The organism is Mucilaginibacter galii (genome assembly GCF_014635825.1).
GTDB lineage: Bacteria > Bacteroidota > Bacteroidia > Sphingobacteriales > Sphingobacteriaceae > Mucilaginibacter > Mucilaginibacter galii.
In genome coordinates this window covers 806,719-819,860 of record NZ_BMDO01000001.1, presented here as the reverse complement: position 1 = coordinate 819,860, position 13,142 = coordinate 806,719, and the positions used below count along the sequence as shown (strand labels likewise).

Annotated in this window: 10 protein-coding genes; 9 read left to right on the top strand and 1 reads right to left on the bottom strand. The window is 44.4% G+C overall.

Annotated features, from left to right (window positions below):
- The first annotated feature begins 64 nt into the window (after positions 1-64).
- From odhB to IEV61_RS03480, 7 genes are all read left to right on the top strand, one after another.
- Positions 65-1,654 (top strand): 2-oxoglutarate dehydrogenase complex dihydrolipoyllysine-residue succinyltransferase, encoded by a 1,590-nt coding sequence (odhB, locus tag IEV61_RS03510; protein ID WP_188413792.1) that lies wholly within the window; start codon positions 65-67, stop codon positions 1,652-1,654.
- 116 nt (positions 1,655-1,770) lie between these two features.
- The gene (locus IEV61_RS03505) at positions 1,771-2,916 is read left to right on the top strand and encodes a hypothetical protein (RefSeq protein WP_229747022.1); all 1,146 of its coding nucleotides are present in this window, start codon (positions 1,771-1,773) and stop codon (positions 2,914-2,916) included.
- A 294-nt stretch (positions 2,917-3,210) separates the two neighbouring features.
- The gene (locus IEV61_RS03500; protein ID WP_188413788.1) at positions 3,211-4,950 is read left to right on the top strand and encodes an ATP-binding protein; all 1,740 of its coding nucleotides are present in this window, start codon (positions 3,211-3,213) and stop codon (positions 4,948-4,950) included.
- A gap of 167 nt (positions 4,951-5,117) precedes the next feature.
- Entirely contained in the window at positions 5,118-5,972 is an 855-nt protein-coding gene (locus tag IEV61_RS03495) for an alpha/beta fold hydrolase (protein WP_188413786.1), read from the top strand.
- On the top strand, positions 5,926-6,567 hold the full coding sequence (locus tag IEV61_RS03490; protein ID WP_188413784.1) for a PAS domain-containing protein: 642 nt from the start codon (positions 5,926-5,928) through the stop codon (positions 6,565-6,567). The genes IEV61_RS03495 and IEV61_RS03490 overlap by 47 nt, the downstream gene beginning before the upstream one ends.
- Positions 6,568-6,812: 245 nt before the next feature.
- Positions 6,813-8,240 carry a C10 family peptidase gene (locus IEV61_RS03485; RefSeq protein ID WP_188413783.1) on the top strand — a complete coding sequence of 476 codons (1,428 nt, stop codon included), beginning with the start codon at positions 6,813-6,815 and terminating at the stop codon, positions 8,238-8,240.
- Positions 8,241-8,243: 3 nt separating this feature from the next.
- Entirely contained in the window at positions 8,244-8,723 is a 480-nt protein-coding gene (locus IEV61_RS03480) for a hypothetical protein (protein ID WP_188413782.1), read from the top strand.
- Positions 8,724-8,912: 189 nt separating this feature from the next.
- On the opposite strand, the gene IEV61_RS03475 is transcribed toward IEV61_RS03480, so the two are convergent.
- Entirely contained in the window at positions 8,913-10,226 is a 1,314-nt protein-coding gene (locus IEV61_RS03475) for an APC family permease (RefSeq protein ID WP_188413781.1), read from the bottom strand.
- 102 nt (positions 10,227-10,328) lie between these two features.
- Between IEV61_RS03475 and IEV61_RS03470 the strand changes: the two genes are divergently transcribed.
- On the top strand, positions 10,329-10,994 hold the full coding sequence (locus IEV61_RS03470; RefSeq protein WP_188413780.1) for a hypothetical protein: 666 nt from the start codon (positions 10,329-10,331) through the stop codon (positions 10,992-10,994).
- A 105-nt stretch (positions 10,995-11,099) separates the two neighbouring features.
- The gene (locus IEV61_RS03465) at positions 11,100-12,977 is read left to right on the top strand and encodes a DNA topoisomerase IV subunit B (RefSeq protein ID WP_188413779.1); all 1,878 of its coding nucleotides are present in this window, start codon (positions 11,100-11,102) and stop codon (positions 12,975-12,977) included.
- Positions 12,978-13,142: the final 165 nt, after the last annotated feature.

The following is a 13,142-nucleotide window of genomic DNA, read 5'->3' as shown; positions in this document are numbered from 1 at the left end:
CTTGTATAACCAGAAACTTTTAACCCCGCACCTCGCAACTAATAACCCGCAACTTAATAAAAACATGAGTTTAGAGATCAAAGTTCCGCCGGTTGGCGAATCTATCACTGAGGTAACCTTATCGCGCTGGATCAAGAAAGACGGCGATGCGGTTGAAATGGATGAAGTAATTGCCGAATTGGAGTCGGACAAAGCCACTTTTGAGCTTACTGCCGAAAGTGCCGGAACTTTAAAAACTGTAGCTGCCGAAGGCGATACCCTGCCTATTGGTGGTGTTGTGGCCAGCATCGAAGCTGGTGGCGCTGCTACTGCACCTGCTGCCGATAAAAGCACAGCTGCCGCTGCCGACGAAAGTGCACCAGGCCAACGTGCCGCTAAACCAGAAGTTACCCAGTCAACAGACAATAGCCAACCCGCAACAGAAGCCAAAACCATTGAAATTAAAGTTCCACCGGTAGGAGAGTCTATTACCGAAGTAACCCTGTCGCGCTGGATCAAAAAAGACGGCGACCAGGTTGAAATGGACGAAGCTATTGCCGAACTGGAATCTGATAAAGCAACTTTTGAGTTAACTGCCGAAAGCGCAGGTACCTTAAAAACTATTGCCGCCGAAGGCGATACCTTAGCCATTGGTGCTGTGGTATGCTCTATTTCGGGTGGTGGTACAAGTGCGAAGAGCGGGGAAGCTTCAGGTGCGCCTGCTGCTGCTAATTCCGCTCCTCAATCTTCGAACCCCGCACCTTCTGCAAACGGTTACGCCGCTGGTACACCATCGCCTGCTGCCGGAAAGATCCTGGCCGAAAAGGGCATGAGTCCTGAAGCGGTAAGTGGTACCGGTGTTGGTGGTCGCATTACTAAAGAAGACGCTTTAGGTGCGCAGAAACCAGCTGCGCCTGCTTCGAAACCTGCAGCTTCCCCCGCACCTCAAACCTCGCAACCGGCAGCATCCGGCCCGCGTGCCGAGCGTAGGGAAAAAATGTCGAACCTGCGTAAAACCGTAGCTAAGCGTTTGGTGGCTGTTAAAAACGAAACTGCTATGCTTACTACCTTTAACGAGGTAGATATGCAGCCCATTATGGAACTGCGTGGCAAGTACAAAGATAAATTTAAAGAGAAACATGGTGTAGGCTTAGGCTTTATGTCATTCTTTACCAAGGCGGTTTGTATGGCCCTTTCTGAGTGGCCTGCCGTGGGTGCCCGTATAGATGGCGAAGAAGTGGTGTACAGCGATTTTGCCGACATCTCTATCGCCGTATCGGCCCCTAAAGGTTTGGTGGTTCCTATTATCCGTAATGCCGATGCCATGAGTCTGGCCGAAGTAGAAAAAGCCGTAGTTATGCTGGCCGGTAAAGCCCGCGAAAACAAGCTGACCATTGAAGATATGACCGGCGGTACTTTTACCATTACCAACGGCGGTATTTTTGGTTCTATGCTGAGTACCCCAATCATTAATGCGCCGCAATCGGCCATCTTGGGTATGCACAACATTATTGAGCGCCCGGTTGCCGTTAACGGACAAGTGGTTATTCGCCCTATGATGTACCTGGCCCTGTCATATGATCACCGTATTGTTGACGGCCGCGAATCGGTAAGCTTCCTGGTACGTGTTAAACAACTGCTGGAAGATCCTGCGAGATTGTTGTTAGGCGTTTAAGTTTAACTATATTGAAATATGAAAGCCCGGTTTTGCCGGGCTTTTTTTGTTGGAATAAGTTAAGAGTGTCAAAACAAGCATTGCATTTACTATTTTCGCATCCTAACAAATAAATCATGATTTTCGGTGAATATGTAAAATGTAAAGAATGTGCTCATTTATATCGCATTAGATTCAATATGGGAAACAGCTTTCCTCAAAAAGGCACTTTTAAGTGTCAGGATTGTGGTGCAAACCTTGAGTATGGGTTTGCGAAGGACCGCTCTAAAATAATGGTTGGTATAGAAACTACCGACGATAAAAAAGATGCTACGATTCAAAATATACACCCGGAGATAACTGTTGATCCGGCTCAAGCTTCGAACCCGTTCTATTTCCCCTCGTTGGATTACATGACCCAATTTAATATTGGTGGTCATGAACGTTTGGCTGAATTCCGGAAGGGACAAAAAAGTACGGCTGAATTTAAAAAGCTATTGGACGAACTGATGTTGCCTTTACGATACTTAAAAGAAAAAAGATGGGCGATGCTCGAAAATGATTTTGGCAAAAATCAAGCTAAGGTTCGTCGTGAAATCCTAAAAAAGGCGCTCGCTGTTGGTCGGAAATTTATCGAAGGAAAATGGGATTTGCTTTATAGGGACGCCTTATCTGAAGCAGAAAAGATAAAGAGGAAGCCCGCGTTTCCGCAGTTCAAAGCCTATTTATTGGGAAGGAGTGACGAGTTTCTAATCGAAAGAATGTATGCCGTTTTGGATGCCTATAACGATGCCTATCATGAACTGCTGCCGACTTTGCTAACCCAAAAATTTGATATGCAGCCCATAGGGGAATCAACTTCTGCTAACTGGAAGAAACTAGAGATGGTCTACGGCGGGTTATATGAAACTTTCGGTGATCTCTTAGTTGTACCTACAGGTATGAACAATTTATTAGCAAGGGAAGATCACGAGATTTTTCAATCATCACCGGCGTTTACATTTTCGAAGTATTTGGATAGTGATAAAGCAGGACGCTGCGATAACTTTGCGGGCAACGCGAAGCTGGCCGGCCTTTCAAGGTTTTATGATTCCGGCATACGAAACGCAACCTACCACAAAGCAAGTAAGGTAGAATCAGATGATCAGGAAATCACCTTGAAAACAGGCAAAGGTGGCCGTACTGAACGAACGCTTACTCTGGTGGAATATATCAGCCATTGTAATGAGCTGTTCGCCCATTGTATGATTTTGTTGAACCTGACTTATAAATTAACCCAATAACAAAGTAAAACATACGACGGCGTACCAATTTTTAGCCTGTGGTCGGTGTTATCCCCCAATGCTGGCGCACGCCTGTGGCATGTGCCTTATAAAGTAAATATAATTACTACAATGCTACTAATCATAAGCTACAGATTTTAGGTTGCCTGTTTTGCATATGTTTCAGTAACAGGTGGTCATATGGCAGCGCCAGCTGCTTGCACTAAGATGATCACCGCACCACTTCAAAATTTTCTTTAGCTTTGCCCTTCAGCTGTAGTTTGCAAACGCAGTTGTTATTCTAACCTCATTACAATGCCGGGCAAGCCTTTTAAGTTACTTCCTGCTATTAATTCTTCAACTGCCAAAACGCCGTTACAAGAGGCTCAATTAAAACTGTTTTACTTAATGCTGGGCGCTAATGTGCTGAAAGGGGCTATCTACCTTTTCGATGCCATCAGCAATCACCAGGGCGATGGCAGCGGGCGTGCTATCCGGTTAATGGTTACGTCTACTATCACCATCTTTATATTACGCCGCTTTCCTAAAATAATTTACTGGGGTATTCATTATGCGGTAGTGGGTACCATCTTGCATGTTTACTACCGGGTTTTCAATCAATCGGTTGGTGCCGATGTGGTGGCTATGCAGGCTATCTTCATGGTTATTATATCTGCATTTTACGGCTTGGGTAAAAAATGGGGTGCTGTATATACCGTTATTGCATTTGCTTCGGTTATACTGGTACATTACATACCCCAGCGCTTTACCGGCCTGCACGCCTTGCCCCAGCAGCTTAACGACGTTTACATTGCCATTAATTGTTTAGTAATACTCATGTCGCACGTATACTTTCATGCCGTGTTGTACGGTAATTTGAGAGAAAGCGAATTGCTGAATGAAAAACTGGCCGAACTGGCCGAAACTAAAACCAATTTTCTTTCTACCATGTCGCACGAGTTGCGCACGCCTTTAAACTCGGTTATTGGCATTGCCGGACTTCTTATTAGCGATAGCGCGAACGCCAGGCAAAAAGAGCAGTTAGATGTGCTTAAATTTTCGGCAGAGGGGTTGTTAACTTTAATAAACGATATACTGGACATCAATAAACTCGATTCGGGAAAGTTTGAGTTGGAGAACGCACCGTTTGATCTGGAGCATTTGCTCAACGGTATTGTGCAGGGTATGATGTTCAAGGTAGAAGAAAAGAAGCTTCACTTAGAACTCACCATAGATGATGCTATAAAGGGCAAAAGGTATTTAGGCGATTCGGCCCGCCTTAGCCAGGTTATTTATAATTTGATTGGTAACGCTGTAAAGTTTACAGAGAACGGTGAGGTAAATGTGCAAGCCAAAGTTTTAAACAGCGACCATGATAGTTCAACCATTCGTTTCGAGATTAAAGACTCGGGTATAGGCATCTCTGAAGCTCAGCAACTACTAATTTTTGAGCCATTTAAACAGGCAGCAGTAAGCACCAACCGGAAGTTTGGGGGTACGGGCTTGGGGCTTTCTATCGTAAAACAGTTGGTTGAAAGGTTTGGTAGCCATATCAAACTCATAAGCAAGCCGGGCGAGGGCTCTGTTTTCTACTTTGATCTGGTACTGCACGAAGATCTGAGTAAACTGCCCGACGAAGCAGTGGCTGTAAACAGGAGTAGCGAATTTGATTTGGCTAATTTGCGCGTGCTGCTTGCCGAAGATAATATGATGAATATCTTTTTCATGAAGCAGCTTTTTAAACGTTGGAACATTACGGCCGATATAGCAGAAAATGGCGAAGAAGTACTCGCACTTCTTGAAAGTAAAGACTACGACGTAATATTAATGGACATGCATATGCCGGTGTTGGATGGTATGGAAGCCGCGAAAAGAATAAGACAGCACACCAATCCGCTGAAAGCCAGTACCTATATTATCGCACTAACGGCCTCGGTGTCCGATCAAATTCAAACACGTATTAAAACTCACGGTATGAATGACTACCTGCCCAAACCGTTCCAGTTAGAAGACCTGCGCGATAGGTTGCAGGGTTTGATGCAAGGGGAGCAGTAAATTTTCATATTTTTTCTTGCCTAGTAAATGGGCCATTTTGGGCTTCTGAAGTTGAAATTTATCGCAAGTAGCTTGATTAACACTGATTTGTTTATTTTTTTAATTTTGAATAAACAATCTTAATTAAAAAAGACTGCGTATAAAGGCTAACATAGTATCTATGGGTAATGACAGATATTTTAAAGAGAAATAACGTCCGCGTAATTGGCGAAGGGGAGCAGGTGATGATGTTTGCGCATGGTTTTGGTTGCGATCAAAACGTATGGCGGCATCTCATTAAGGTCTATCAGTATAAGTATACCCTGGTTGTGTTCGATTTTGTGGGCTCGGGTAAGTCCGACTTAGCTGCTTACGATATTGAGCGTTACAGTTCGTTAGAAGGGTATGCAGCCGATGTGTTAGATATTATTGACGCGTTACAACTGCGCGAGGTGATATTTATAGGCCACTCGGTAAGTTGCATGAGCGGTTTGCGAGCCGCTATACTCAAGCCACAGTATTTTAGTAAGCTGGTATTTGTGGCACCTTCGCCCTGTTATCTTAACGATGGCGATTACGTTGGCGGCTTAAACCGGGAAGATCTTGATAGCTTATTCGAAATGATGGACGCCAATTATTTGGGCTGGTCGAGTTCTATGGCTCCCTTAATTATGGGTAATGCACACATGCCTGAGTTGGGCGAAGAACTTACCGCTAACTTTTGCGCCACCGACCCTGATATTGCCCGTAAGTTTGCCCGTGTAACCTTTTTTTCAGACAATCGGGCCGATCTGGCCAAACTCAGCGTACCCAGCTTAACACTGCAATGCCTGGACGATATTTTGGCGCCTGTTGAAGTTGGTTATTACCTAAACAAGCATACGCCTAACAACACCCTCGTTATTTTAGAAGCTACCGGCCATTGTCCGCATCTAAGTGCACATGTTCAAACAATAGAAGCCATTAATGGTTATTTGAGTAATTACTCAAAATCAGATGCAAGACTTCTATCCAATGATATCGTCGCCGAAGACGGACTTTGAAGCGTTTTATAATCAAGCCCCCTGCGGATTGTTTACCTTCAGGGCAGATGGTACCATTGTTCACCTCAATAAAACACTGCTAACCTGGTTGTGTGCCGATGCCGAAGACGTTATTTACCACGACTTTACCGATTTTTTAGATAAAGGAGGCAAGCTTTACTATCAGCTCTTTGTACAGCCTTTGCTGCGCATGAGGCATGATGTAAAAGAGATCAGCTTTCATATGTACACCGCCAAATGCGATTTTCATTGCCTGTTTAGTGCCACTGCATTTGAAAAAGATGGTGATGGAGAATTGCTTTATGCGGCTACTGTATACAAAGTAACCGACCGTAAAAAGTATGAAGATGAATTGCTGAAGAAAAAGCAGCAAGCCGATATAGAAAAGGAGATCAAGGAAGATACGCTGAAACAAGTGGCCTACGATCAATCGCATTTGGTAAGGGCACCGTTAGCTAATATTTTGGGTTTAACCGCCCTACTCGAAGGCATGGAGGTAAGCGACGAAGTAAGAGATATGATAGACCTGCTCCGCACCAGTGCCGTTAAACTCGATAGTGAAGTAATTAAACTTACTGATAAGCTTACTGCTTAGCTATAAAAAGTGCACAAGTGTTAAGTTATAGCTATCTGCTCCATTGCAGTAGGTATATACGACGGTAGATCGTCCATTAAATATTAAAAGACCAAAGCATATTCATCTTGCTTTGGTCTTTTTTATTGTATGTACAACTCATTGATAGTGAATAAATAGTACGTTATTTATTACATAATAATTAATGTGAATTTATTTGTTAATTAAATTTCTGCGTAGTAGATTTACGGTATAACCTTATCAACATGAAAAAAAACTACGCATTCTTTTTGCTTTGCCTGGTGTTTCTTTTTTCGAACTGTAAAAAAGACAATACCCTAACAAAAGAAATTATTACCCAAGCCAGTGTTGACATTACTTTAGACATGGCCATCAAAATGGCCGGTATGTTTAAAGTGCCGGCATCAATAATGGCCGTACCCCCCAATATTAAAGATAGTAACGGGCAAACCATTAAATTGGAGGCTGGTATAAACAAGCCTTCGGGTACCATGTCTGCCGCTATTAATTTTAAAAGTAAAACCGTAAGTGATGCTTACACCCTTAACAACGCCGAGGGGCAGCCATCGTTACATGTAATCAACTTTACGGGTGGCGGCTTCATCGTTATATCAACTACTAAAAAGGAGCACCCGGTGTTGGCATATTCAGATGCTGATAGCTTTCCTAAAGAAGTTACGATGCGTGCGCACCCGGTAAACAACTGGCTTTACAGCGAGCATGAAAAAATTAAAGCATTAACAAAAAGCACTTTTCATGCACTTGATAGTATGGCCATCCGTACCGAATGGATGAAGTACCGCAGCGTAACCACCCCGAGCGACCTGGTATCTGTAGCGCCGGGCAAGCAAACCAATGTATTGTATTGCGAAAATGGTTATTACGACCGCGTACTTCACGAGTGTGTTACCTGCCCCGAGGGTTATACTTACGATGGTACAGAATGCGTGCCGCCGCCGCCATGCAGTACGGAGTATACCGTTGGCCCGCTTTTGCAAACTAACTGGGGGCAGGGATGTGGCTATAACGATTACGCTCCAGGTAACGGTAACGCCGGTTATTGCTATCATGATCCTGCCGGTTGTGTTGCTGTAGCCATAGGCCAGATCATGAAGTACTGGAACTACGGCAACGTACCACTTCAATGGAACAAAATAGGAGTTAACGGAACACCTGGTTATCAAAGCTACAATTATAGCAATATGTATTATGGAGCCAGCAGTGAAACAGCACGGTTGCTCAGGGATATAGGTACCGCTGTAAATATGGATTATGATGAAAGCGGATCGGGCGCTAATCCTAACCATGAAACTTATTTTAAGCAGGCAGGCTTTAATGCTGAGGTACATGAAGGTGATTACTCGGCATACGATATGCTGGGCAGTATATCGTACGGCAGGCCGGTAATATTAACCGGGCGTACTTATTCTTTTTGGCCATGGGGTGGCGACGGGCACGAGTGGGTGGCCGATGGTTTGCATGCTATTCCTAATACTTGTTACCCAAGCTACTGGAGTGGCTATTACGTAACGGTACACCTGAACTGGGGCTGGGGGGGCTATTGCAACGGCTGGTATTCGCCGGGTTCGTGGATTCCGCGCGATCCTAATACCGGCGAAGAGCTTTACCGTTTCCTTCATGACCAAACCGAGGTCACCAATATACATCCTTAACGCATGATACTAAAAACTGTAACAGGCGTTTTGCTGGCGATGGTGTTATTTGGCTGCAATAAAGGTAGCGCCACTGCTACCGATTTGCCCGACTTCGTTATTTACCTGCAAATGCCATCAGTTACAGGCGAAACACTTTCTGTTTACTACACCGATCCATCTTCAGCGAACTTAGTTTCGCTGAAGATAAAATCGGTTGCCGGTCAGCAAGGCGATTACAGTGATGAAGTGCCCAGCGGGAATTTTGTGTCTAAATATCTTTTTGAGGTGTGTCAAAAAAAGGGGGTCCGCAATTTCATTGTCAGGTTTCATAGGAACGGTTTAACCGAAGATCATCAGTTGTTCATCAATTTTCAGTCCATCCCATCAGGTGGCTTTAATATACCCGATGCCAGCATAGATGGCAAAGCGTTAACTAAACTCCCCGATTCGGATTACAATACCAACGCGCATTACTCCACCGGATTTAAATACGAAAGATAGAATGTCCTCCCGGCCGGATGCAAGACCGAAGGTGAAAGATTTCTAAATATACCTGATCCGGATCGCAAAGAAATAGTCGTTGTATTTTGTTGATGCTCTTGATTCGTAGATCAGGACAGCACTTATGGTGAATTGAGGAATTGTGAAGTTTTATGGAGTTTTTTAATTAAAATTTGAGGTTAAATGCAGCTACAATTTCCGCCATTTTGTGGCATAATAAATAGCAAGTCCCAACGCAAAAACACCCAGGCAAACCAGCGTAGCCTTGGGGTTGGCCATAAAAATACTCAGGGTTACAAACCAATACGTCCCTATAAATAGTACAGGCACCAGCGGGAACCATTTGATAGTATATATACCCGTTCCATCCAGTTCTTTGGTGCGTTTGCGGAGAATGAATATGGCAATAGCAGCAGTGCTGAGGCCAATGCATTCAAAAAACATGGCATAATTAAGTACCTCGCCAAAGGAGTTAACCAAGAACAGGATGCCCAAAATGGTTAGTACGAAAAAGCTCATGCCAAACTCCTGTGCTTGGGTACGCGGGTTAACACGCTTGAATATTGCCGGCAGCATACCATCCTCGGCCATGGCGTAGTATACCCGGGGTACCGACATGATATTGACATTTACATAAGCCAAAACCGAAACGAACATAAGTACCGAGGTAACTTTTGAGCCCACTTCGCCAAATACTACCGAAGCCATTTTGGCCGCCAGCCCGGTATTCTGCTGTAAGCCGCCCATACCTAAAACATGATAATAAGCAAAGTTAACCGCCATGTAAACGGCTATGACAATGGCTATCCCTAAAAATATCCCCTTGGGAATGTTGCGCTTGGCATCTATAACATCGCCACCAAAGTTGATGGTTTGCTGGTAGCCCGTATACGTAAAGAATACCGCCACCAAACTCAACCCAAAAGAAGCAACAGGATTGCCCACCGGCATTACCGCATGGGTAATTACCGTGGTGCTATCACTCCTGAAAATGGCCAGGCATAACACCACTATCATCCCTACCTTAAAAATGGTAAGCAGGTTTTGGGTGCGGGCGCTGGTTTTGATGCCCAAAAAGTTGATCAGATAAACCACCAGCACCATGGCTATGGTCGATATTTTAGTTCCTGTGCTATTTTGCAAGCTATCAGGTAAAAGAATGGGGTTCAGGTATTCTGCACCAATAAGTGCCACTGCGGCTACCGATGCCGTAGTGGCAATAACGGCTCCCCAGTTAATCATGAAAGCAAACGCCGGATGATAGCAATAAGAAAACAATTTGTAGAAACCACCCGTATTAGGGTAGCGGGCGCCAATTTCGGCAAAAGTGAGTGCACCGCACAGGGTAACCAGGCCACCCACTACCCAGGCTGCAAAAAATAGTTGGGTGCTGCCGGTACGCAAAGCCACCTCGCCCGGCGATTTAAAAATGCCTGTGCCTATAATAAGGCTAATTACGATCATGGTAAGGTCGAAGCGGCTAAGCTTAGGTTTAATGCTCATTGCTTACCCTAAGTATTTAAAATAATATTATACATTTGTTTATCACTCACCATGATGCTTTTGTTAATATAGATATTTAAACGGTTTACTGCACTAACAGTAATGAATTTTATAAAGAAAATTAGCAAAATACTTTTATTAGCTGCCGGATGTTTGCTGCTTACGCAAAGTCCGTCTTTTGCGCAGCATCATAGAAAAGCGTTGAAGCCAAAACCTGCGTCTGCAATTGTAGTACTAAGTCCGCAGCTTACTTCCTTTTTGAAAGAGGCACGCGCGGCTGGCGTTGATTTTTCCATGCCTAAAAGTTTTAAAGAAATCCCGGCAATTAATAACGAAAACTTTTCTTTCGATTATGCCATGACCATGCCCGGTCAGGATTTTGAGGTTTGGTTGCAGGTGCACTCGCTGAAACAAAACTGGTTAAGTTACGACCAGGTAAAGGATATAACCGGTAAAACACTAGCCAACCCCGATTCTACCTACCTGCAGGTTGCACGTGCCCATGCTACGGCTATGAGCGATGACGACAAGTACTTTGCACGCCCCCTCCCGGCAAATGTATTGGAAATGTACAACGCCGATGCTGGTAAGACCTACTTGTTTAATCTGGCCGATTTGCCCGAGATCCGCCGCTATAAGTACGCCCTGCTTATTGCCATTCAAAAAGATCATACCGGTTATATAATGGCCGTATGCCTCACTAACGAAAAAGGTCCCGCTTTTTTTAAAAACATAAATCAGGCGCGCGATTGCATAAAATTCAGGTAGATTTGCAGATGTTCGATTGCCAAGAAAATTAGTATATTTGATTGGTGCTTTCAACGCATGTCATTGCCTTTATACCTCGCAATGACGTATTTTTCATAAAGAAACATGGCAGAAGTTAATTATAGTGAAGATAGTATACGGTCGCTCGATTGGAAAGAGCACATCCGCCTGCGGCCGGGTATGTATATTGGTAAACTGGGCGATGGTTCGGCGTACGATGACGGTATTTACGTATTGCTGAAAGAGATCGTCGATAACTCGATAGATGAGTTTGTAATGGGGGCCGGTCGCACCATTGATGTGAACATGAGCGATCACAAGGTATCTGTGCGCGATTATGGCCGTGGTATACCTTTGGGTAAGGTGATCGATTGCGTATCGAAGATCAATACCGGGGGTAAGTATGACAGCAAGGCATTCCAAAAATCAGTAGGTTTAAATGGTGTAGGTACCAAGGCTGTAAATGCTTTGTCTACTGCATTTACGGTACAATCTTACCGTGAGAACCGCACCAAACTGGCCGAATTTGCGAAAGGAGAATTGATACGCGACGAGCCTGAGAAAGAAACCACGCAACGTAACGGAACTGCGATTAACTTTTACCCCGACGAAACCATTTTTCGCAACTACCGTTTTATTCCGGAGTTTGTGCAAAATATGATCTGGAACTATGTGTTCCTCAACGCCGGCTTAACCATCAATTTTAACGGGCAAAAATTCTTTTCACAAAACGGCCTGCGCGACCTTTTGGAGCGTAATGCCGATGTGGCTAATATACGCTACCCCATTATCCACCTGAAAGGGGAGGATATAGAGATAGCCTTAACACACGGACAGCAATACGGCGAAGAGTATTATTCTTTTGTGAACGGGCAGCACACAACGCAGGGCGGTACACACCAGGCGGCTTTTCGTGAGGCGGTAGTGAAAACTATCCGCGAGTTTTATAAAAAGGAATTTGATGCAGCAGATATCCGTGCTTCAATCGTAGCCGCTATTGCTATTAAGGTGCAGGAGCCTGTTTTTGAATCGCAAACCAAAACCAAGCTGGGTTCGCAAAACATTGGTCCCGAAGGGCCAACCGTGCGTACCTTTATTAACGATTTTTTAAAGACCGAACTCGATAACTTTCTACATAAAAACCCGGCCACGGCCGATGCCCTGTTGAAACGCATACTGCAATCGGAGCGCGAGCGTAAAGATATTGCGGGTATTAAAAAACTTGCCAATGAGCGCGCTAAAAAAGCATCGCTCCACAACCGTAAGCTGCGCGATTGCAAACTGCATTTTGAAGACACGCACGAGCGCCGCCAGGATACTACCTTGTTTATTACCGAGGGAGATTCGGCCAGCGGATCGATCACCAAATCGCGCGATGTACTTACGCAGGCTGTGTTCAGCTTAAAGGGTAAGCCACTAAACTGCTTTGGATTGACCAAAAAAGTGGTTTACGAGAACGAGGAGTTTAACCTGCTGCAACATGCCTTGAACATTGAAGATGGTTTGGATGGCCTGCGCTACAATAACGTTGTAATAGCTACCGATGCCGATGTGGATGGTATGCACATTCGTTTATTGATCATGACTTTCTTTTTGCAGTTCTTCCCCGATGTGGTAAAGGCCGGGCACGTATCTATTTTGCAAACGCCGCTATTCAGGGTGCGTAATAAAAAAGAAACCATTTACTGTTACAGCGACGAGGAGCGCCGCAACGCTATAGCCAAACTGGGTAACAAGCCCGAAATAACCCGCTTTAAGGGTTTGGGTGAAATATCGCCCGATGAGTTTGGCCTGTTCATTGGTAAAGACATGCGCCTTGACCCGGTAATTTTGAAAGATGCCAACATTAAAGGTTTGCTGGAATATTTTATGGGTAAAAACACACCAACCCGCCAACAACATATTGTGAATAATTTGCGCGTAGAAAAGGATGATGAAACCATCAACCCGCTGGTTGCAGTCCCTGAAGCTTTGGTAGCTTAGATAGTTAAATTCATTGATCTGATGCGGGTACCCCCGCGTTATGCTAAAGCTTATGAATAAGCGATAGAAATCAGCCGTTGTAAGTAGAAATATTTAACAACGGCTGATTTGTTTAGAGAAGTTTTTAGAATACACATCACAAAATATAGCCCAAACAAAAATGCC